Source organism: Humiphilus diazotrophicus (genome assembly GCF_059726315.1).
This window is the reverse complement of the sequence record NZ_AP040870.1, coordinates 2,498,359-2,520,643: the sequence shown is the minus strand read 5'-3', so window position 1 is coordinate 2,520,643 and position 22,285 is coordinate 2,498,359. Positions and strand designations below refer to the sequence as shown.

Annotated in this window: 14 protein-coding genes; 7 read left to right on the top strand and 7 right to left on the bottom strand. The window is 50.7% G+C overall.

The features are described from left to right. The first annotated feature begins 117 nt into the window (after positions 1 to 117). A complete protein-coding gene (locus AC6I7T_RS11320) occupies positions 118 to 1,926 on the top strand; it encodes a CRTAC1 family protein (RefSeq protein ID WP_497794595.1) in 1,809 nt (602 codons plus the stop codon). Between the two features lie 60 nt (positions 1,927 to 1,986). Here AC6I7T_RS11320 and AC6I7T_RS11315 read toward each other — a convergent pair whose 3' ends face one another. The 4 genes from AC6I7T_RS11315 to AC6I7T_RS11300 all read right to left on the bottom strand — a co-directional run bounded on the left by AC6I7T_RS11315 (position 1,987) and on the right by AC6I7T_RS11300 (position 7,619). After that, complete coding sequence (locus AC6I7T_RS11315) at positions 1,987 to 3,762, bottom strand: cation:proton antiporter domain-containing protein (RefSeq protein WP_497793504.1); 1,776 nt, start codon at positions 3,760 to 3,762, stop codon at positions 1,987 to 1,989. Between the two features lie 325 nt (positions 3,763 to 4,087). After that, complete coding sequence (locus AC6I7T_RS11310) at positions 4,088 to 4,426, bottom strand: hypothetical protein (RefSeq protein WP_497793503.1); 339 nt, start codon at positions 4,424 to 4,426, stop codon at positions 4,088 to 4,090. Positions 4,427 to 4,720: 294 nt separating this feature from the next. Next, complete coding sequence (locus AC6I7T_RS11305; protein WP_497793501.1) at positions 4,721 to 5,479, bottom strand: Mut7-C RNAse domain-containing protein; 759 nt, start codon at positions 5,477 to 5,479, stop codon at positions 4,721 to 4,723. Positions 5,480 to 5,699: 220 nt separating this feature from the next. Next, positions 5,700 to 7,619 carry a CocE/NonD family hydrolase gene (locus tag AC6I7T_RS11300; RefSeq protein ID WP_497793500.1) on the bottom strand — a complete coding sequence of 640 codons (1,920 nt, stop codon included), beginning with the start codon at positions 7,617 to 7,619 and terminating at the stop codon, positions 5,700 to 5,702. Between the two features lie 286 nt (positions 7,620 to 7,905). Here AC6I7T_RS11300 and AC6I7T_RS11295 point away from each other — a divergent pair, with 286 nt between their 5' ends. Continuing rightward, entirely contained in the window at positions 7,906 to 9,042 is a 1,137-nt protein-coding gene (locus tag AC6I7T_RS11295) for a Gfo/Idh/MocA family protein (protein ID WP_497793499.1), read from the top strand. Between the two features lie 89 nt (positions 9,043 to 9,131). Here the strand turns inward: AC6I7T_RS11295 and AC6I7T_RS11290 are convergent, their stop codons facing one another. Further along, a complete protein-coding gene (locus AC6I7T_RS11290) occupies positions 9,132 to 9,809 on the bottom strand; it encodes a hypothetical protein (RefSeq protein WP_497793498.1) in 678 nt (225 codons plus the stop codon). Positions 9,810 to 10,542: 733 nt separating this feature from the next. Here AC6I7T_RS11290 and AC6I7T_RS11285 point away from each other — a divergent pair. From AC6I7T_RS11285 to AC6I7T_RS11275, 3 genes are all read left to right on the top strand, one after another. After that, positions 10,543 to 11,616, top strand: a complete 1,074-nt coding sequence (locus tag AC6I7T_RS11285; protein WP_497793496.1) for an alginate lyase family protein — start codon at positions 10,543 to 10,545, stop codon at positions 11,614 to 11,616. A gap of 212 nt (positions 11,617 to 11,828) precedes the next feature. Beyond that, on the top strand, positions 11,829 to 14,138 hold the full coding sequence (bglX, locus tag AC6I7T_RS11280) for a beta-glucosidase BglX (protein ID WP_497793495.1): 2,310 nt from the start codon (positions 11,829 to 11,831) through the stop codon (positions 14,136 to 14,138). Beyond that, positions 14,125 to 15,360 (top strand): glycoside hydrolase family 5 protein, encoded by a 1,236-nt coding sequence (locus AC6I7T_RS11275; protein ID WP_497793494.1) that lies wholly within the window; start codon positions 14,125 to 14,127, stop codon positions 15,358 to 15,360. The genes bglX and AC6I7T_RS11275 overlap by 14 nt, the downstream gene beginning before the upstream one ends. Before the next feature lie 132 nt (positions 15,361 to 15,492). Here AC6I7T_RS11275 and AC6I7T_RS11270 read toward each other — a convergent pair whose 3' ends face one another. Then, positions 15,493 to 16,545, bottom strand: a complete 1,053-nt coding sequence (locus AC6I7T_RS11270) for a LacI family DNA-binding transcriptional regulator (RefSeq protein ID WP_497793493.1) — start codon at positions 16,543 to 16,545, stop codon at positions 15,493 to 15,495. 401 nt (positions 16,546 to 16,946) lie between these two features. Then, a complete protein-coding gene (gene cysK, locus AC6I7T_RS11265; protein WP_497793492.1) occupies positions 16,947 to 17,948 on the bottom strand; it encodes a cysteine synthase A in 1,002 nt (333 codons plus the stop codon). 924 nt (positions 17,949 to 18,872) lie between these two features. Between cysK and AC6I7T_RS11260 the strand changes: the two genes are divergently transcribed. Further along, entirely contained in the window at positions 18,873 to 21,476 is a 2,604-nt protein-coding gene (locus AC6I7T_RS11260; RefSeq protein ID WP_497793491.1) for a non-ribosomal peptide synthetase, read from the top strand. Between the two features lie 50 nt (positions 21,477 to 21,526). Further along, positions 21,527 to 22,264 carry a DUF6875 domain-containing protein gene (locus AC6I7T_RS11255; RefSeq protein ID WP_497793490.1) on the top strand — a complete coding sequence of 246 codons (738 nt, stop codon included), beginning with the start codon at positions 21,527 to 21,529 and terminating at the stop codon, positions 22,262 to 22,264. Positions 22,265 to 22,285 lie beyond the last annotated feature (21 nt).

The window sequence follows — 22,285 nt, the reverse complement described above, 5'->3', positions numbered from 1 at the left end:
TCAGTGGAGGACTGTTTGTCCGAGGCCAAAGGCTTTGTTGGAATAGCACTGATTGCTTTAATCCTGCTGCCCGCTTCTTCAGACGCACAGCAGACTTCCAAACCCAACCACGGAAGTATGGGAGGTATTGCTGGTGGTCTTGGTGCTGCGCCCGTCTACGATAAGGAAAAGCGGCCTATTACCGCTGGAGGCTTTGTTGAGCAAGGCCCAGTAGTATTCGAGGACGTTACAAGGGCTGCCGGACTCTCCGCGTGGCACCACAAGATGGGAGTTCCGGAAAAGAAATTCATTGTGGAGACAAATGGATCCGGCGTGGCCCTGATCGACTATGACAGAGATGGCTGGCTTGATATCTATCTGGTGAATGGCTCCACCTTTGACGCGCTTGACGGGAAAGAGGAGTCGCCACATGCAGCTCTCTTCCACAACAACCATGATGGAACTTTTACGGATGTGGCTGCCAAGGCCGGCGTTCAGAACGATCGTTGGGGATATGGTGTCAGCGTAGCCGATTATGATAACGACGGTTGGCTCGATATCTTCGTGGGGAACTATGGGAAAAATCGCCTCTATCACAACAATCACGACGGGACTTTTACCGATGCCGCTGAAAAAGCAGGCGTAACGCTGGGAAACTGGTCCTCTGGTTCTGCATGGGGGGATTTCGATGGCGACGGTTTCCTGGACTTATACGTAGCAGGTTATGTTCACTTCGACCGCAACAATCTTCCCGTGGGCGGATCCAAAGCTGTGGGCTATGCCTTCTGTCAGTATCGTGGCGTTGCTGTAAATTGTGGCCCAAGAGGCCTTACCGGTGAGCCTGATCATCTATTCCACAACAACGGTGATGGTACTTTCACCGACGTCACAGTCAAAGCTGGAGTGGAAGATAAGGACCGTTACTATGGGTTTACGGCTATCTTTGTCGATCTCAATGGAGACAGCAAACCCGATCTGGTGGTAGGCAACGACTCAGTCCCTAACTTCCTATATCTGAACAAAGGCAATGGCACCTTTAGTGATGAGAGTTATGTTTCAGGGTTTGCTCTGAACAAAGATGGCCGGGAAATTGCCTCTATGGGAGTTGCGGCCGGTGACTACAACAATGATGGACAGATAGACTTCTTCGTTACAGACTTCGGCGACGATTACAAAGTACTCTTCCATAACGATGGCAACGCCGGTTTTACGGACGTGAGTTATACGGCCGGAGTCGCTCAACCGACAATCCCCTTTGTCGGCTGGGGGGATGGATTCATCGATTACGACAATGATGGCTGGCTCGATCTATTCATGGTGAATGGACATGTATATCCGGAGGTGGACCAACACGATTGGGGGACAACCTTTGCAGAACGATCCCAGCTCTTTCACAACGTTCCCGATGTAGGGGGGAAGGAGCGTCGTTTTGAATATATTCCGGCTGTCAAAGGTACAGGCCTGGCTCTGGTTATTCCGGCTCGTGGCGCTGCCTTTGGAGACCTCTTCAATGATGGCAGGATCGATGTGGTTATTAATCCAATCGACGGGACTCCGGTACTGCTGCGCAATGTGAATCCCGATCATCATCATTGGGTGGAGGTAAATCTTGTTGGCGGGACCAAAAGCCCACGCGATGCAACCTGTGCAGCCGTCTATCTGGTGTCCAAAAATACTCGTCAAAGACAAGATGTGCTGGCGAGTGGCAGCTATATTTCGGCAAACGACAGGCGCCTGCATTTTGGTCTGGGCGATGTTACAAATGCAGGTACTGCAGAAATCCACTGGCCTTCTGGAGCAAAAGAGGTAATTCGTCTGCCGGATGTCGATCGTATTTATACGATTACAGAAGGGAAAGGGATTACAGATACTTCGTGTGGCAGTCGTCGTTGTGAAATGCCTGGAAAAGATTCAAATGCTATGCAAAGTGAAGTGCCGGCAATGTAAGATACAGCCGGCATTTTAGAGTATCTGTCGAATACAAGTGGCAGGAATCAGATCCAGGTGTTACATGCCGTTAATGGAATTATTCCTTCTGGCGGCCTGAGCTGCCTGCTGCAGTTCGTAACGAAATTCATTCCGTCTTGTGTCGATAGAAGTACTGGCCGAATTTGATGTAATGCCAAGACCTAGCAGAGCGGCATGTGAAAGCTGCAGGCTGGCCTCAATCGTTTCCGGGACTACATTACTCGCTCCGATGGCGTAGAGATGGCGTGCGTGTTCCGCATCGCGGGCTCGTGAAACGATGGGAATGTCAGGTCGCACAGCCCGTATATAGGTAACGATATCGTCGATTATGTTGCGGGCATTGATGGTGATGATGACCCCATTTGCTTCGCTTAGGCCGCAGGTGCGGAGAAACTCTGCACTGGAAGCATCTCCGTAATACACCTCGTGTCCTTCGCGGCGGTCGTGTCCAACCATAACCGGATCATAATCGACAGCGATAGATGGAATTCCGTGCTGTCTCAATAAGGCATAGACGACCTTTCCCACACGCCCATAGCCCACAACGATTGCGTGTTGCTGGTTGCTGGGAGGATTGATCTTGAGCTCGGGATCAGTCATCTTCTTGGCAGACAAAGCCGAGTTGAAGCGTCGAGCAATCATCGCCATTACGGGAGTTAAAGCCATTGTGATAGAGGTTCCCGCGAGTACGAAGCCTGATACCCGGGAGTCGATCACTCCGAGAGCAGCCGCAGTTCCTACGCTTACAAAGGCGAATTCTCCCCCCGGTCCAAGTAAAAGTCCGGTTTCAGCCGCTGTAGACCAGGAGAGATGGAAGAGCCTGCCTAGTATGGTCAAAACAAATGTCTTAATAGCGATCAGCCCCAGTACAAATGACAATAGCAAGAGGGGCTCCCGCAGAAGCTCGCGGAGATCGATATTCATGCCGATGGTGAAGAAAAAGATGCCCAGCAGCAGCCCTTTGAATGGTTCGACAATCGTCTGAATTGCTTTGTGATATTCCGTTTCAGCAAGCAGTAGTCCTGCCACAAATGCACCCAGTGCCATCGACAGACCTGCCTGGTGAGCGATTACACCAGAGCCAACGATGATGAAGAGGACAGCGGCAATAAAGAGTTCGCGGGAGTGGCTGGTTGCGACCAGACGGAAGAGCGGACGAAGTAACCACCGGCCGACAATGATGATAAAAGCAAGAGCAGCCGCTGCCTGCAAAAATGCTGTGATGAGGCTCGTAAGCACAGATGCTTCGGAACGATGCCCCAGCATTGCGATGAACATCAACAGGGGAATTACATTGAGATCTTGAGCGAGGAGTACAGCGAAACTGGCTCGGCCAACGCTGGTAGACAAACGCCCCTGGTTCGAGAGCATTTCAAGAACAATTGCCGTAGATGAAAGCGAAAGGCTTACGCCTAAAATAATCGCCGTTGAAAGCTTCTGGTGAGCCGCGAGAGCAATACAGGTAAGCAGACATGCTGTCAGAAGTACTTGAAATGTGCCGAGACCTAGCACAAGACGACGCATCGTCTTCAGTCGCTCGAATGACATCTCCACGCCAATCAAGAAGAGGAGGAAGACGATGCCCAACTCCGCGATACCGGCAATCTTGGTTGAATCAACAATTGTGAACCAGTAGAGTGCCGGAATCGTTTTGATGAAAGAACCTAACCCCAGAGGCCCGAGAAGCGCACCCGCACCGAGGTAGCCCAGGACTGGATTTACGCCCCATCGGCGCACAATTGGCACGAGGATTCCCGCCGTTCCAAGTACAACAAGAGCATCGCTATATGCTCCGATATTGATGCTTGCGACCAATAAACACCCCTTCTTGAGTCTCTAAAAAATCAATGCAGAACGAAGCATTTTACATCTTGGCGCGTATTGTTTTCCGATGCGGAATTCAAGTAGCGGGACGGAGAAATAACTGTACCAAATGGGACAGAAAGAATGACATACCTCTCCCAATTGGGGCACCCTCGGGCAGCCAGTAAAAAGGTGTGAACCTGAATCTTTTGTACCCGCATGCTTCGGAAAAAGGAAGCATACGGGTACACGGTTGATATGCCGCTACCTTTTGCTAAGGGCTTTCGAAACTAGTTCAAGCCAGAGTTTTAGAGGGGATTTGGGCGGAGCCAACGTACTAGGCTAATTGCATTAAAGTGATGGTGTTTTGTTCGTGGAATGCCACGATTGCAGATTCATAGTCATTCTTCTGTGAGAGTTGATTGCTCGCATTTTTGGCTTGCCGATTCTCTCGTAGCAATCTTGGCCTTATCAGTTCAAAGCGGAATGGAGCTGAGAGCATAATCTCAAAAAATCCTGAATCCTCGATTCGAAGACAAATTGTGTCTCCAGAGATTAGCGCCACTGTGCACATCATCGAAACTCGGGCATGTGCAAGAACGGCATCGAGCTTTAATTTTCTTCGTTCATTTAGCCAGCTTTTAAACAACGCAAAAGCAGCTGATTTTGTAATCACGATCGATCTCCTTTTATCAGGGGAGCCTCAAAAGCGACAACGACTTTTTACAACGCCATAGTACTTCCGAGTATTTAGATGCAGTAAAGCTGGATCTGTTTCGGGCCGCTTTATACGTCTTCGATCTCACGATTCATTTCTTTGGGAATGATGAGGCAACCAATGATCTGATATCTGTAACTGTCATAGGTTTCACCGATTGATAGCTCTCAGCGAGTTGTGGAAGGGAAGAGATACAAATGGTTTGCTTGGGTAAAGGTGTGGAGCGATGAATATGAGTGAAGGAGGGTTGCTTCAAGCTTCTTCGCCTTCTTCCTTTTCGGGCTTCAAAACCTGATCCAGCAACTGCCGCATACGTGTGACGTGCGAACCTTCCCAATAGACGCGGCCGCATAAGTCACATTGTGTGAAGTCGTTGAAATTGGCCGCTACACGTTCGGGCAATTTATGAATGACGTCTTCCTTTGCGGCAGATTTGAGCTGCCCATTGCAGCGGATACAGCGAGTGAAGGGTGTAGCCAATGGGGCCAAATCGAATCTGTGAACGATCTCTTCCAGCTGTTTGTGCGTATGTGTCGGTCGAACGAAATAACCGTGAACCACAAGGCTGCGTTTGAGCAATCCGATGTCTCGCGTTAGCAAGATACGATTTTCGTAAGCCGAGATATGGGCTAATTCTTCGTCTGCATAGTCGTTGCGGTAGAGCGAATCGAATCCAAGCAAACGCAGATTGCCTGTTAGTGTTCCAAGGTGTGTATCCAGGACAAATTTTAGTTTTGATGGCAATGCTCCAGAGAGGCAAATGCTTTCTCCTGAACGTCCTGGAGCATGGGGATATACCTGGATAGCGTCGTGATTCTGAACCAGGTAAGAAAAGTTTACTTGTTTATTGTTGACGCTAATTGTGCAGACTTCAGGGTGGGGAACTCGCAGGGATTCGATCGCATCTTTTATTGAGCCCGAGGTTTCGAATGCGTACAGGATATCGACATTACGCCGCTTCGGTGCCAGGAAGTCATTCAAAGCGCCGTGGAAGTGGAGGGAAGCGCGCATAGGAAATATGTCTCGTCAGATTTGCTGACAAGAATGATCCTAGCACCACGGATGAGCTAACAGTATTTGGGGATGGGCATTAGTTATGAGGAAAGCTGCGAGGGAAGGAGGAAAGGGTTCCGGTACCAAATATTTAGGGGGAGCAAAGGCCAAACCTCATAAGGCATTTGTCATCTGGGGCTCCCGAAGGGAATTCCCCAGATGACAATCAGGCTGGCTATTACTTCACTACAGGAAGCTTGATAAAGCTTGCCGTTCCCGTTGTATGCCAGATTCTCTGCGTTGCCTTTTTGTAGTCTTCAGGTTTCGCGTAGAAGATGTTTGGAACAAAGGTCTGCGGATTGCGGTCATAGAGCGGGAAGAGGCTTGACTGTATCTGCACCATGATCCGGTGACCAGGGAGAAAGACGTGGTTTACCGTAGGCAATCCAAACCGATAGAGCAGCGGCTGGTTGGGAGTAATGGCTTCCGGCTTTTCGAAGCTATTGCGATAGCGGCCACGAAAGATATCCAGTGAGATTGCCAGCTCATATCCGCCCATTGATGGTTGAGACGGGACGGTACCAGGATAAACATCGATGAGCTTCACAACCCAGTCGCTGTCCGTGCCACTTGTTGACGCATACAAATTTACCTCCGGCGCACCTCCCAGGTGCAGGGGGTCCTTCAGTGGCTCCGAGATATAGGTAAGTACATCCGGGCGTCCATCGACGAAACGTTGGTCATTGACGAGCCAAGTCCTCCAAGCTTCTGAATCTCCTGAAAAGACAGGTCGTGGCCGGTAGGGAACGGGTTTGGAGGGATCTGAGACGTATTCGTCATACTTCTCCGTGTTCGCGGCCGGAGCCTGAAAGGAGAGCCCTCCTTCTGCTGTGAAATAAAGCGGCTGAGGTTTGCTGCCGCAATTGCCATCGCAGCTCAAGGGCCATGATTGGAAGCGATCCCAGTGGTTCTCTCCTGTGTTGTAAATCAACACCGGAGGAGTATTGGCTTTGGGTGCTCCATCGACTAGATATTGATTGAAGAAGGGTAGCAGGACATCGCGACGGAACTGCAATGTTGTATCCCCATCCCAAAGAAGAGGACCGAGCGAATACCCTTCATAGTTCACTTGGCTATGCCGCCATGGACCCATCACCAGAAAGTTCTTGTCGTTATTTGTGTCCTTCGGTTCCACCGCTGGATATGCGTGGATCGCGCCCCACATGTCTTCCTGATCCCACAGCCCCTGGAGCCACATGGTTGGAACAGTCAGGGGCTTTGCTGCCATGATCTTGTCGAGTGCCTGTCCTTGCCAGAAGGAATCGTAAGCTGGATGCTCCTCGACCTTCTTCCAGAAGGGCAGTTGTTCCATTCCTGCAGAACGGGCAAAGTCTCCAACAGAACCTTTCCTCAGGAAATTTGTGTAATCGTCGTGGTCTTCGCGAGGAATGCTGAACCCTTTACCTCGCGCAGCGGTCTGTTCCGTGAAGTAGTCCACGTTGATTTCGCGAAAGGCACCATAGTGGAACCAATCGTCTCCCATCCAGCCATCGATCATGGGACTCTCCGGTGCCGTGACCTTCAGTGCCGGATGCGGGTTGATCAAAGCCATGACAACGGTGAACCCTTCATAGGAGGAGCCCAACATGCCGACCTTGCCGTTGGACTCAGGAATGTTCTTTATCAGCCATTCGATAGAGTCATAGGCATCTGTTGTATCGTCGGTTCCGGTGGCGTTCAGCGGACCCAAGGGCGGCGGAGTCATTACGTAAGCTCCTTCAGATCCGTCCTTCCCCCGCACGTCCTGGAAGACGCGAATATATCCAGCCTTTACGAAGACGTCGTCTCCGCGCGGCAAAATGTCGAGCATATATGGCGAGTCCGCATGTGAAGCATGGGCTGCGGCGTTGTACGGGGTGCGTGTGAATAGAATCGGAGCATTCTTTGCTCCCTTCGGAATCACGATGACCGTGTATAACTTAATGCCGTCTCGCATGGGCACCATCTCCACGCGTTTCACATAGTTATAGTCGGACTTTGGTGCGACGAACTTCTCCGGAATATCTGGAGTCATGGGCTTCGTCTGTGCCAACAATGGAAATTCGAAGAGAAGAAGCGCCAGAGCGCCGATAGCAGAGCGGCAGAAAAGAGATGTCATAGTGTCATTTCCCTTAGTGATTCACGGAGGGCGCTACGCGTTTAGGTGCCCTTACCAGTCTTAAAGCTAGAGCATTCTGATTTAGGTATGAGCCGATATCCACTGGCCATTCTGTCAAAAGGACAACCCATCATGGCTCTTTGATGGGCCATACTGCAATCTGAAATGCCTTAGCGTCTTGATGTTCGGCAGTATATCAATATCGAGTTCCAGTGCTGCAAAAGGCGCCTAAAATAGGCGTCTTTTATCTGTCATTGAAAATGTTCTTCGCGTGTAGAGTTCTTACATGCGTTCATCTCTTTTGTCGCGTGTAGGTTCTGTTTTTTGCATCCTGCTTCTTGGTGGATTCTGGTTTGCGAAGCCCGCCAGTGCTCAGGCCGAGGCTCCGGTGCGGGTTGCTGTAGTAGGCCTCGTACATGGGCATATCGATGGGCTTCTCCATATGTTGCCCTCTCATCCCGAGGTCGCTTTGGTGGGGATAGCAGAACCCGATGCCAGTCTTCGCCAGAAATACGAAACGCACTTCCATCTAGCTCACAATCTGTTCTTTGACTCTGAAAAGGCGATGCTGGAGAGTGCTCATCCGCAAGCTGTGCTTGTGTACACGTCTGTTGGTGGGCACAGAGCTGCCATCGAGGAAGCCGCAAAGCATCACGTAGCTTCGATGGTAGAGAAGCCTTTGAGCACCACACTAGAGGATGCTCTGGCAATCCAAAAGATCTCTCAGGAGCAACGGGTTCCCGTACTGGTGAATTTTGAGACTACCTGGTACGCCTCCAATACCGGAGCTTATCGGTTGCTGGAGAGTGGGGCCATCGGCGACCTTCGCAAGATCGTCGTCCACGATGGGCACAAAGGCCCGAAAGAGATAGGTGTTCAGCCGGAGTTCCTGAAGTGGTTAACCGACCCGGAAGAAAACGGTGCCGGTGCGCTCTTTGATTTTGGTTGCTATGGTGCAGACCTGGCGACATGGTTGATGCACGGAGAAGCACCCCTTTCGGTAACGGCGGTCACCCTACATATCAAACCCGATGTCTATCCCAAGGTGGATGACGACAGCACCATCATCCTGACGTACCCACATGCCCAAGCCATCTTACAAGGCTCCTGGAACTGGCCTTTTGACCGTAAAGATATGGAGGTTTATGGGAGCACAGGATACGTCGATACTATAAAAAGAGACGATTTGCGCGTTCGTCGCAGTGGTCAGGCAGAAGATGCCGTCGAGAAGGCAAAACCACTCGAAGTTCCGCAAGACGATCCACTGCATTATCTAGTAGCGGTGCTAAAGGGAAGCGTGCAGCCGAAAGGCGACCTTTCTTCTCTGGATACCAATGTCACGGTGATGCGTATTCTTTCCGCTGCGAGAGAGTCCGCGCGTACCGGGCGCACGGTCATGCTAAAGGCTGCTGCTAATCACTAACGGGGGATTGCTTTCAAAGAACCTGGGCCGCATTTGAGCCATCGACGACAATTGCGGCCTAAAATGGCTATGCCGAGAGCCGAAACATTCTAGTTTGCAGCGGTGTGCCTTCCCCATGAGAAGCGTCTGCCGACAATGGCTTTGATCAACAGATGATCGGTAGAGGCTGTCGGCCCAACTCCAATGCCGAAATTGAGTTCCCACTTTGGAGATACATCCAGATCCGATACTACGAAGATCTGCTGTTGCTGCTTGTGCAGGGAATCAAAGTGCCAAAGCCGTCCGTAGTCGCCGTAGTATTCGATTCCTCCGCTAATCTTCTTTGTGAACGCGTAACCGATTTTGACGCCAGGCGTGAAGGCCACTCCTTCGGAGACGTCGGGTCCGTGCCAGGTTCGTTCGAGTGCGGGATTGAGCGCCAGATACCAGGGTCCTACAGATTTATCGACGATTGGCCGAATCTCCCAGGTCCATGTATCGGGAGAATAAACAGCCCGTTGATAGCCAATTTCCATTGACAGACTGGCACCAACAGGCCAGTGCCAGGAATCAGGAACTCGTACGCGCGGACGAATGTGATCTCCGACCCATTGCATCCCATGGCCATTTTGTTCGCTGGTGAAGATGTAGAAGCCGACCTCGGACCAATTATTTATCCCCTGAGTAATCTCAATGGTTTCGTGTAGTTGATGATTTGTCGGGTAGACTCCGTCTATCTGCGCCTGCTGTCCCTTAATTGTGTAGTTGGAGTGCAATTCAACCATCATGCTCTTGGGTGGAACCGTATCGGAGCCATAGACCTGAATTTCATAATTGCCCTGTGCCCAAGCGGCGCTGCAGCAGAAGAGCCCTATTGCAAACAGAAGAAGAAAAGATCGCAGCGGATAGGAATTTTCTGAAGATAGGGTTCGGGCAGATGGGAATCTGTACATAGAAGAAGGATAGCTGAATGCCGGAGATAAGCAATGCAATCAGCTTAACCAGAGCGGCAATAATCTTACAAAGGGATTACGTTGTGTTCATGTGCGCTTGAACCGTAGCTATCTATGTTTGAGCTACTCGGACGAGGATAGACCATCTTGAGTGCAGCCTGAATCTGAGGGTTGATCTGTAGGCAGCAGCTTCTGACCGCCACCCGCTTCGCATCTTGTTCCTCTTTGCCATATCCCAATGACAAAGATACAAACTCCAGGGCCTCCTAAGGAGGCCGGAGTCGCTACCCTGGACAAATGCCAAGACACACGTTTGTCTAAGGGGCCAATCTTTAGGCAAATTGAGTGTTTGTGAGCGCGCTGCATATCAAAACCGATGCGGTAGACCGCTGTTAATCGATTTCTTTTAGACAAACGAATGTCTAAATATTTAAGAGAGAATTGCATGGCGCTTGACAGCCTACTCTTCTGTCAGATAGAAGTTTGTAGCAAGTTCAAACAAATTTGTTGTCTTCCGGGCGGGGTGGACTGTCTGGGCAGAACCATTCTGCAGGAGGAGGGGGTTTTAATGACTCGCTTCGGCAGATATTTCCGGATTGCTTTTCTTATCGCTCTTGTCGCCACACTGCTTCCGGCGCAAGCGTTCTCTGCAGATCGCTCCTTAGTTTCTCCCTGGGATGGAAAGATCGTTCAGGCGACGCAGATTTCATACGCTTGTCCTGCGATAGCGCATATTGCCCCGGACTTGGTTACCGACGGATTTTACCGTTTAGATGATCCCACTCACTCAACCATTGACCCGGTACGTATGGAGGCTTACCGGAAATCCAGTGGCAGTGTAAAGCAGGTTGGTCTGGCAATTGTGGACGCTGCCGACCGCTATCGGACTACCGGTTCTCGCGCGGCTGCGGATTGTGCCGCGAAACAGATATTGACGCTGGCGCAGGAGAACTCTCTTGCCGGAAAGATGTCTTCCAATCAGGCCTACTATGTGCAGGGCTGGGTGGCAGGAGCGGTAGCGATTGCGTATCTGAAGGTGAGTGATTCCGGAGCATTGAGTTCTCGGGACAAGAATGAAATAACAGCCTGGTTAGTGAAAATAGGTGCTCAAACACGCAATTACTATGACCAGCATGCAAAGTCCGGTCACGGTGATAGCCGGAATAACCACTTGTACTGGGCTGGATTGGAATTAGCTGCTATCGGCGTGGCTGCAAATGATCGAAGCGATTTCAATTGGGGGCTACACACTTACGACGTGGGCGTATCGGAAATCCGGCCTGATGGTTCTCTCTCTCTGGAGATGAACCGTGGCAAACGCGCCTTGCACTATCACCTGTATGCTCTTGCTCCTCTGGTCATGCTGGCTGAATTTGGAGAAGTGAATGGCGAGGATCTTTACTCACATGCAAATGGAGCATTGCATCGCCTCGTCCGTCTCTCGGTTCAGGGGCTGCAAGATCCATCCTTTTTTGCCAAAACGACGGGAAGGGAGCAGGAAGTTCCTCATTCTATTGGCGGTGAGCAGATTGCCTGGGCCACTCCCTATATCCGGCGCTTTCCGGATGCCACATTGGCCGGAATGGTAAAAAAGTCGGCGGGCCAAGGAATGTATTACTTGGGCGGACTTCCTCCCGAATAGCTGTATTTCCGCGCGTTTTCTCTTCAGCAACCTCTAAAAACCTACCCCGTTTTGAACGGCAGAAGCCAGCGCTTGTATAACAAGCCGGTTTCGCTGCGGAATTTTGTAGACAAACGTTTGTTTTCAATATACTTTTCTGTGTCGAACCGAAATTCAAAGAATTTGGAGTGTGATTCATGTCAGGGGAGTTCAAAAGGCGTGGGAATCGGCGTATGAAGCAATGCGCGAGCATTCTTGTCGCTTCGCTATGCTTAACGTTCCTTCCGGGCGTTAGCGGTGCTGTTGCCCATGCTCAGCAGCCAGGTTTGCAGCGGGTTCCGGACCGGCAGCAGGCCGAGCAGCTTGCCACTCAATTGTTAAGCAAGATGACACTAGAGGAAAAGATTGGGCAGCTTTCCCAGATCTCCCGCAAAGATGTTCCAAAGAACCTGGCTGACGAGCGCGCCCGTGGCGGGCTGGTAGGTTCTTTCCTGTTCGTTACCGATCCGGCCGAAGTCAATCGTTTGCAGCGACTGGCTGTACAGGAATCCCGCCTTCACATTCCCTTGCTCTACGGATACGACGTTATCCATGGATTCCACACTATCTATCCCGTGCCGATTGCAGCTGCCTCGTCCTGGGACCCGGCATTTATCGAAAAGGCAGAGAGCATGGCAGCAAAAGAGGCCCGCTCTGTCGGTGTGCACTGGGCTTTCTCCCCGATGGTGGATATTGCGCGTGATCCGCGCTGGGGGCGTATTGTCGAGGGTTCCGGAGAAGATCCCTATCTCGGCTCGGCGATTGCTGCCGCGAAAATACGTGGTTTGCAGGGCCCGTATCTGGGAAGTCCTGAACACATCCTGGCCTGCGTAAAGCATTTTGCCGGATATGGAGCGGCAGTAGGCGGAAGAGATTATGAGGAGTCCAATATCTCCGACGACGATCTCTACAACGTCTATCTCCCGCCATTCCATGCAGCGGTTAAGGCGGGTGCTGCAACGGTCATGAGCGCCTATATGGATCTGAATGGCGTTCCCGCAACCGGCAACAGCTTCCTGCTTAGGGATGTGTTGCGCCGTGACTGGGGCTTTCAAGGATTTGTCGTAAGTGACTGGGACTCGGTAAAGAGTCTGGCCACTCATGGATTTGCCTCCGATCCGGCCGATGCCGCAGTACGCGCTCTAAACGCAGGCGTCGATATGGAGATGACGAGCGAAACGTATCGGGAGTATCTCCCTCAGGCAGTAAAGCAGGGAACCGTTTCGATGGCTACGATTGATGCGGCGGTCAAATCCGTTCTGGTAATGAAGTATCGGATGGGCCTGTTTGCAAACCCCTACGTGTCCGAAGAGGGAGCGAAAAAAGAGGTCGCATCTTTAGAGCAGAAGGAAATGACACGAGAAGCGGCCGAGCGGTCGGCTGTACTTCTCCGGAATGAAGGTAGCCTGCTTCCGCTAAAGAAGTCCATCTCATCGATTGCTGTTATTGGGCCACTCGCCGACTCCAAGATCGACACCTTAGGTCCGTGGAGCCTGGGTAGCAATCCGAACGAAACTGTAACTGTTCTGGAAGGAATTCAGAAGAAGCTCGGATCGGGAGTCAAGATCAATTCGACAACCGGCGTAGAGATTGAGCGTGGACAACCGTCTATCTTCGATGATCAGATCGCCAGTCCTAAGGCGAAGCTCAAGACGGAAGCAGAGCGTCAGGCGGAATTCGATCATGCAATCGAACTCGTAAAGCAGTCCGACGTTGCGGTACTCGTCTTAGGTGAAGCTCAAAGCATGAATGGCGAGCGTGCCTCCCGCGCTACCCTTACACTGCCTGGAAAACAGGAGCAATTGCTCGAAGCAGCTGTGGCAACAGGAAAGCCAATTGTTCTGCTGCTATTAACTGGCAGGCCGCTGGATATTGCCTGGGCTTCGGAACATGTTCCCTCCATCCTCAACATCTGGTATCCGGGGACAGAGGGCGGTAATGCCGCTGCTAATTTGCTCTTTGGCGATGCGGTTCCAGGTGGAAAGCTTCCGGTAACGTGGCCTAGAGCTGCCGGTCAGCTTCCCTTGTATTACAACCGCAGATTAACGCAGATTCCAAATGATCCGGACACTCGTTATTGGGATATGCCAAGTTCTCCACTCTTTCCCTTTGGTTACGGGCTGTCCTATACGAGCTTCCAGATCGACAACCTGAGGCTTAATCAGTCGAGCATGAAGACTGACGGAAGCCTGGTTGTGAAGGTCGACGTGCATAACACCGGTACTCTGGCTGGCGACGAAGTAGTTCAGCTGTATATTCATCAACGCGCGGGCAGTGCATCCCGCCCTGTTCGGGAGCTCAAGGGCTTTACCCGCGTTACATTGAAGGCCGGGGAAACTCGTACCGTCGACCTGGAGTTGAAGGCAAATGATCTGAGCTTCTGGAGTCCTCAAAGTCATAAGTGGGGAGTGGAACCAGGTGCATTCGATCTATGGGTAGGTTCTGACTCTCAGGCAAAGTTGCACGAGGTATTTCATGTGGAGGCATCGAATGCGAAGCGGTAGAAGATTCTTCGCAACTTTGCTGATAGGCATGGTTGCGCTGTTTGCTCAACAGTCGTTTGCACAGAAGGGATTTGTCCATCGTCAAGGGAAGCAACTCGTCGATGGAGAAGGTAAGCCTGTTCATCTGCGGGGAACAAACCTGGGGAACTGGCTGGAGCCTGAGGGCTACATGTTCAAATTCTCGAAGGAGCCGCAGTCTCCGCATGAAATCGAGGATTTGACGAAGAATCTGTTAGGCCCTGCCGAGGCTGAACACTTTTGGCACGACTATCGCCGGGCCTATGTGACTCGCGATGATATTCAGTATCTGAAGAAGGTAAATTTCAACTCAATTCGAATTCCTTTGCACTATAAGTTCTTTCTTCCGGGAACGGATGAGGGATTTGCCCTGCTCGATCCTGTAGTTAAGTGGGCACAAGAAGCCGGATTGTATGTCGTTTTGGATATGCATTGCGCTCCCGGAGGTCAGACCGGGACAAATATCGATGATAGCTGGGGATATCCTTCGCTTTTTGATTCGGAAGAAAGCCAGCAGGAGCTTGTCGATGTTTGGAAGCGGATTGCCAATCATTATCGCGACAATCGAACTGTTATCGGCTATGACCTGTTAAATGAGCCGCTGCCGCCATTTGAGAAGTTGAAGAAGTACCATGACAAGCTGGAACCGCTATATCGGCGCGTTACTGCCGGAATCAGGAGCGTTGATCGTAATCACGTCATCGTTCTTGGGGGCGCAGCTTGGGATGGAGATTTTTCGGTCTTCGGAGAACTCTTCGATCAAAATGTTCTCTATACATTTCACAAGTACTGGATGCCTCCGACCAAGGAGTCCATTCAGCAGTATCTGGACTTCCGTGAAAAATATCAGGTGCCGCTCTGGCTGGGAGAGTCCGGAGAGAACACAGCAGAATGGGTTGCGACCTTTGCCTCCTTGCTCGACAAGAATGATATTGGCTGGGCATTTTGGCCGTACAAGAAGATGGACAGCGATTCCTCAATTGTGAAGTTTGCGCCCCCGTCCGATTGGCCGGTGGTTGTTGCCTACGCAAGTCAGGGATGGACGACAGGAAAAGCTGAGGAGGCAATGAAAGTGCGGCCTGAAAATGAAAAGCTGAAGATCGTTTTTAGCGAGCTTTTGAAGAACGTTCAGCTTCAGAATTGCCAGGCAAACAAGGCCTACATCGAAGCGCTTGGCGGCCAAGTGCCACCTTCGATGAGGTAAGGCCATCTACTTTAGGAAGGGATGGCAGCCATTCTTCCGGCCTTGTCTGAGCCGGAAGAATGGCCTACAAAAGACATCAAGTGTCCTTGCCGTTTACTTCTCTCGGGCACCTACTCCTCTTGAAAACTCCCGTTAGGAACGAGCCGCTTTCGTGGCTTTCTTGACCACTGGTCCAGTGGATTCGCGAACAATAAGCTCCGGAGCGATCAGGTGCTCATACCCTGGAAATTTCCCTGTCTGCATGTATTCAAGCAGCAGACGTGCTCCTTCGAGCCCCATTTCCTGCATCGGCTGATGAACGGTCGTCAATCTTGGTGCGTAGAACTCAGCTGCCTCAATATCGTCGAAGCCAACAACAGAGACGTCTTCCGGAACCTGCAGCTTCTTATCTCTCAAGGCCCGGATAGCGCCGATTGCTGTGATGTCGTTGAAGCAAAAGATAGCCGTGAAAGGCTCTTTCTTGTCTAGAAGGGCACGAACGCAACGATAACCAAGCTCCGGAGAAATGGAATCTTCTCGCAGGTGAATTGTCAGTTCGGGATAGATCGTAATACCACGTCTCTTTGCGGCCTTTTGAATGCTCTTCCAGCGAGTTTCGCTATCGGAGCTGAAGCGCTGGCCATGCATAAATGCAATGCGGCGATGGCCGAGATCGTAGAGATGTCCTAGTGCCAGTTCAGCGGCGCGCTCATGATCGAGAACAACGTTTGTCACATTGGAGATCTTCTGGTGTCCCGCGATTGCTACGGTAGGTACCGATGGCTCGCGTTCGAGGGCCGTATCGATGGCAATCAATCCTTCGGCACCGCGAGCCCTCAGGATCCGGGTGTACTCGTCGATAAGTGGTTCTCTATGGCGATGGTGTGCGATGAAGTAGAAAAAGCCCTTCTCCATCAGATAATCGGCGACTCCACTCATAACCTGGGCATGGTAACCACTACCTAATTCAGGAACCAGTAAGCCGACAGTCAGTGTTTGATGGTTACGAAGCGAACGTGCTACCCAGCTCGGCTCGTAATTAAAACGTCGGGCTGCTTCCTTGATTCGATCCCTGGTTGCTTGAGGAATTGTGCGGCCAGGCACGTCGTTTAATACGACAGAAATAGTGGCAGGATTAAGATTTAAATATTCTGCCAGCGTCTTAAGGCTTACCTGTTTACGCGCCGATCTTTGATCCTTTTGCATGTGTAACGCTCATTTTACTGAAGTTTCCCTAGAAGTCCTCGCAAGAGGCGACCATTTTTGCTTTTGATTCAGTTTAGAGCACCTGGCAGGATGCGTACGGCGTTCCAGAATGGACTTGCCTCGGGCGTCATCTTATCGACAACCTCTTCAATACAGATGTGTAGGCAAAAGCGACGTTGCTTCAGTCTCTAGATACAGCCCCCATCCTTTCTTAGGATTTGTACCTGATCGAAGAACATTGGCGAAGTGGCGTTATCAATGCTTGCTTTAAGCAAAGAGATCCTTAGCCTGTTCTGAGGGATGGTGCATTTCTCTAGGGAGAGAGCTATGACGGAACTGTAGGCAGGCTTTAAGCGAAGATAAGCAGCCGGTGGTAATCCGGCTGCTTATCTTGAGAGAACTTATACGTTCGTAAGTGCGGGAGAGGGCTCAGCCGCAGGCGGTGTCACTACTGGAAGCTCGGCAGACTCTCTGCGTAGCGCATCGAACAGGACACTGGAGAGATATCGTTCACCAAAGTCCGGCAATACAGCCACAATCAGCTTCCCGGCATTTTCAGGACGTTTTGCCAGTTCGATAGCGGCGTAAGCGGCAGCTCCCGACGAAATTCCAACGAAGATGCCCTCTTCTTTCGCCAGCAGGCGCGCTGTTTCAATTGACTGATCGTTTGAGACCTGAACAACCTCATCGATCAAGTCAGTCTGCAGAATTTCAGGCACAAAGCCTGCTCCGATGCCCTGAATTTTGTGTGGTCCCGGCTTTCCGCCTGAAAGAACTGGACTATCGACTGGCTCAACTGCTACCGACTTAAAGGCGGGTTTCTTCGCTTTGATATAGCGGCTAACGCCCGTCAGCGTTCCACCAGTGCCAATTCCCGAGACCAGGATATCGGCCTTGCCGTCGGTATCATTCCAGATCTCCGGACCGGTGGTTTCGAAGTGAATCTGAACATTTGCAGGATTATTGAATTGCTGAAGGATGTAGCCGGATGGTGTTGATTTCAGAATGGCTTCGGCTTGGGCAATCGCCCCCTTCATTCCATTCGGTCCGGGGGTAAGGACAATTTCGGCGCCGAGAGCGCGAAGAAGTACACGGCGCTCCAAGCTCATTGTCTCCGGCATAGTGAGAATCAGGCGATAGCCCTTGATCGCAGCGGCAAAAGCGAGGCCGATTCCGGTATTACCGCTTGTAGGTTCGATGAGGACAGTCTTGCCGGGTTGGATCTTTCCTTCATGCTCGGCAGCAGTGATCATTGCGACGCCGATACGGTCTTTAACGCTGTTAAGGGGATTGAAGCTTTCCAGTTTAACTACGACGGTGGCTCCTGCTCCTTGCGTCAGCTTATTGAGGCGAACCAGCGGCGTATTACCAATCAACTCGGTCAGATCATTCGCGACTTTCATTCGTGCTCCTATTCTTGGGGTATTCGAACCAAAAACAAAACGACCCACAGTGTCTGTGGGTCGTTAGGAAAACGCGTGGATGGCTTACTTAAAAAAATCTTCGAATTTGCCATCGCCCACAGGACACAATGCGCGCACACCGACAGCAGGAACAACAACAAGCAGCGGAGCGACGGACAAATCTCATAAATTCATTGTGCTCTCCAGAAGGAGAGAAACGCAAGTACAGCAGAGATGGAGGCTGGGAGTAGATTACGCAATTTTGCTTCCCAGTCGGGATGTGTTCTCCTTTTGTTCTCCTTTTACCGAAAAGTAATATTTTTTCGGGATGAGGCATAACAAATACATGGTAATTTTCAAAAAGTACCCTCTGGTTCAGAGGGCAGATCACTCTTCCTGATCTATAGGGCGGAAGCGGAAAGGGCAAGCAATCGTAACCTTCGTTATTTGCATGTAGGTTACTAATAGTGCCCGAGAAATGTTGATAGAAAATTGCAACTAGGACATAGTGAACAGCCTCTATTGATACATGTCTGGAACGTTTCAGAATCGTGATTTCTCGTTATCAAAGTTAACTTTGTGGTACATCTATGAGTGCCGATTCTGCATCGAATCCATTAGCCGAATTGTCTCGGTTTCGAGCACAAACATCTGGCTATTAAAGTAGTAAACAGTGCTTGTATTTTTGGGGGGAGCTTGTCTGGAGATCGGTGAGAATGCGTAGCCGACAGGAGTTGAGTACTCACAAGCAAGTTCACCTACATCTGCATCATTTCAGGCGCCACATTCAAAGCCTTTCCGTTTCGAAGCCAAATGGTTCTCCTAGGGCGAACCCCAGTTCGCCTGATGAGGCGGAACTATTCCTATGCTGAAAGTAGGAAATGGGGAATAACCTTGCTGGACGAATTGGTGGGAGTAACTTCTATGTCTGTGCTTGAGCGCTTTGAGCAACAGGCGACGACTTTTCCTGGCTCTATTGCGGTTCGACTCAGAGGTCAGTGCAAGACATATCGGCAACTGAATGAGTACTCAGAACGGATTGCACATGCTTTGCGACATGCCGGTGTGCAAGCCGAAACTCTGGTCGGAGTATTTCTGGATCGCTCGGCCGAGATGTTGGGCAGCCTGTTGGGTATTTGGAAGGCTGGAGGTGCATACCTTCCGCTGGATCCTTCCTTGCCGAGCCAAAGATTGGCGTTCATGCTGGAGGACTGCCAAGTAAAATATGTTCTTACTCAGCGTTCCCGGCTTTCCTCTTTGCCGAAACTCGATGTTCACGTTCACGTCATCTGTATTGAGGACATCTTCGAAGACGAATCATTTGAGCCTACCGGAGTTACGAGAGAGCCTGTTCCTGCTGATCGTCTTGCCTATGTGATCTATACCTCGGGCTCAACAGGGAAACCGAAAGGCGTTGAAATCGGTCATGGTGGCTTGGCGAATGTTATACAGACCGTGAATACAGAGCTGTCGTTGTCTTCCAAAGATATTGTTTTGGCAATAACGACAACGGCCTTTGACATCTCAAATTTTGAATTATTTTTGCCGCTTACTTGCGGTGCCTGTACTTACATTGTTGAGCAGGAATGTGCAAGAGACGGAGCGCGCCTACTGTCTGTGATGGAAGACTCCGGCGCAACTCTCATGTTGGGTACACCAACTTTGTGGCATCTGCTTCTCGAAGCCGGGTGGAGAGGGGATCCGAACCTGCAGATTATTTCAGGCGGTGAAGTTTTGCCGTTGTCCCTTGGACGCACACTGGCAAAGCTATCAAAGGCAGTATGGAATCACTATGGTCCTTCTGAGACAACCATCTGTGCTTCGACAGAAAAAATAGAAGCCAATGCCGAAAAAATAACCATTGGAACACCACTTCCCAATGTCTATTTCTACATTCTCGATTCGACCGGGCAGCCGGTTCTTTTGGGAGATACTGGTGAAATCTATATCGGCGGTGCTGGTGTAGGCAGAGGCTATATCAATCGGGACGATCTGAATAGGGTATGCTTTGTGTCCGATCCGATTGCTCCCGGCAGCCGCATTTACAAAACCGGCGACTTAGGACGGGAACTTCCCGACGGGCGTTTCGAATTCATGGGACGTGCCGACGAGCAAGTGAAGATACGCGGTTTCCGTATCGAGCTGAAAGAGATTGAAGAAGCGATTCGCGAATATGATGGCGTGCATGCCGTCTCAGTGCAGGCAATTGAGCTTTCCTTTGGCGATCAGAGACTAGTTGCATATATCCAGAGCGAGATACCAGTAGCGGTCCCGGACTTGAAGGAATTTCTCCGGAAGAAGCTTCCATCCTACATGGTTCCTTCCGAATATGTAGAGATCGAAACGCTTCCAATCACGGCAAACGGTAAAGTCGATCGTGCCGCGCTAAAGGCTATTCGAGTTGAGCCGGCCGTAATGGAGCGAACGATTTTGCAGCCCAGAGACGAAATGGAAACTAGGATGAAGGCTCTCTGGGAGAAAATTCTTAAGATAGAGCCGATCAGTATTCAAGATAATTTTTTCGAGTTAGGTGGACACTCTTTCCTGGCTGCAAAGCTATTTACTGAAATCGAAAGAAAGCTGGGCAAAAAGGTTCCTCTCTCGATGTTGATTGAGAATCCCACGATTGAATCTTTGGTCCAATGCATACGAAAGCAGGCGTCAAAGCAGGAATGGCCGGGGGTTATCACGATTCATGCTGAAGGCAAGCTGCCTCCGCTCTTCGTTGCTCATGGACTTGGTGGAAGCCTCTTGATATTCCGAACCTTAGCCGAGAAGCTAGGTCCTGACCAGCCAATCTATGGTCTTCAGATTGTTTCGGGTGTGGTGGAAGATAAGGAGCAGCTTTCGATTCCGGAATTAGCCTCCGTTTATATAAGTAATATCAAAGCAATCTGCCCCTCAGGCCCATACCACATTGCCGGGCATTCTATGGGAGGCCTAATTGCTTTCGAGGTTGCAAGTCAGTTGTTACAGCGAGGAGAAGAGATTGGGCTGCTGGCACTTTTCGACTGCGATTTGCCTAATCAGTCAGGGCCATCATCTTCTCAAGGTTCAGTCCCTTTGTGGAGATCGGTGAAGACCGGACTGCAGCGTTCTGCCTCCATGCTGCAACGCGCATCCGGAGCGAATCGAAACGAGCTGATTCAGCGGAAGTTGTTTTATGAGAAAGTAAAGTTACAGATCATGATACTGAAGCGCTTCCCCAAGGCTGGCGCCATGTTTCCGAATTTCTTTGGGGATGAAGTATATGTAGCACGCTCTACCCGGCAGTACAATCCGCAGCCGTATCCTGGTGACGCCGTGGTGTTTGTTGCTGCAGATCAGCCTCGAGCTAATCGGGACTTTGGATTGGGTTGGTCTCGTGTGATTCTCGGAAACTTTGAGCTGTTGAAGATCGCGGGGACACACCAAACAATTTTTAAGTCGCCGCACGTTGACCTTCTCGCCCAAGAGTTGGGGCGGCGCTTGCAACTAATGAATGACGTGCGGGTACATAAAAATCGCCCTGCGCTAACCGGTTCCTAAAGAGTGATCGATATCATGTTTCTCTTTATAGCTTAAGAGAGGGGTTGTCTATGGGACTAGACTCCAAGAATGGTCATGTATCTGGAGGTGTAGAGGCAGCAAATTCCTGCCCGCATATCAGACCTTACACCTCCGGGCAGATTCGCGCGTTGAAAAGCGATCTGGATGTGTTGAGTACCGTACTCGATTGGGTCGAGGGCTTCCTTGCCCGTCCTCATAAGGATTTAGGGCGCGAAGGCAAAGTATGTCCATTTGTGCCTGAGTCATTGGCCCGGAATTCGATTCAGTTCTTCGTTGTTCGCCTTGCAGAGAAGAGTCCGAGTGACACCAGTGTTATTGAAAAACATGTTCAGCACTTTAGAGATTACTTTCTCGATCAGGAGAGGTTGGAAGGTAAGCCCGATGTCTTCAAGGCGTTGTTGATGATCTTTCCGGACGTGACTGCAGAAGAAGCTCCGTTACTGATCGATTCTGTTCAGAAGAAGCTCAAGCCTCTATTCGTTAAGGAAGGTTTGATGCTTGGCGAGTTTCATGCACTGAATGACGGGCCTGGGTTGAGGAACCCAAACTTCCGCCCATTGCGGAGCCCTATTCCATTACTGGCAATCAGGCACATGGTCGAATCCGATCTGGATTTTCTGAGTCGGGTACACGATCATCCAACTGCCCGTGTACAGTTCCTAACGGCTTATCTGCAGTTCCTGGATGATTCAATGTCGTCAATGAGTAAACTTCGCGCTAGAGAGGCTCTGGCTGCTGCAGAGCGGGAAGTCGCTCTGATTGCCTGATTCGGCAGTGAGAGGGATTGG

Bases quoted from the DNA above. Each gene is read 5' to 3' on its own strand.
- AC6I7T_RS11320 (WP_497794595.1), top strand. From the start codon at position 118: ATGGGAGGTATTGCTGGTGGTCTTGGTGCTGCGCCCGTCTACGATAAG.
- AC6I7T_RS11300 (WP_497793500.1), bottom strand. From the start codon at position 7,619: ATGACATCTCTTTTCTGCCGCTCTGCTATCGGCGCTCTGGCGCTTCTT.
- AC6I7T_RS11295 (WP_497793499.1), top strand. From the start codon at position 7,906: ATGCGTTCATCTCTTTTGTCGCGTGTAGGTTCTGTTTTTTGCATCCTG.
- AC6I7T_RS11270 (WP_497793493.1), bottom strand. From the start codon at position 16,545: ATGCAAAAGGATCAAAGATCGGCGCGTAAACAGGTAAGCCTTAAGACG.
- AC6I7T_RS11255 (WP_497793490.1), top strand. From the start codon at position 21,527: ATGGGACTAGACTCCAAGAATGGTCATGTATCTGGAGGTGTAGAGGCA.
- AC6I7T_RS11290 (WP_497793498.1), bottom strand. From the start codon at position 9,809: ATGATGGTTGAATTGCACTCCAACTACACAATTAAGGGACAGCAGGCG.
- cysK (WP_497793492.1), bottom strand. From the start codon at position 17,948: ATGAAAGTCGCGAATGATCTGACCGAGTTGATTGGTAATACGCCGCTG.
- AC6I7T_RS11305 (WP_497793501.1), bottom strand. From the start codon at position 5,479: ATGCGCGCTTCCCTCCACTTCCACGGCGCTTTGAATGACTTCCTGGCA.
- AC6I7T_RS11260 (WP_497793491.1), top strand. From the start codon at position 18,873: ATGTCTGTGCTTGAGCGCTTTGAGCAACAGGCGACGACTTTTCCTGGC.
- AC6I7T_RS11285 (WP_497793496.1), top strand. From the start codon at position 10,543: ATGACTCGCTTCGGCAGATATTTCCGGATTGCTTTTCTTATCGCTCTT.
- AC6I7T_RS11275 (WP_497793494.1), top strand. From the start codon at position 14,125: ATGCGAAGCGGTAGAAGATTCTTCGCAACTTTGCTGATAGGCATGGTT.
- bglX (WP_497793495.1), top strand. From the start codon at position 11,829: ATGAAGCAATGCGCGAGCATTCTTGTCGCTTCGCTATGCTTAACGTTC.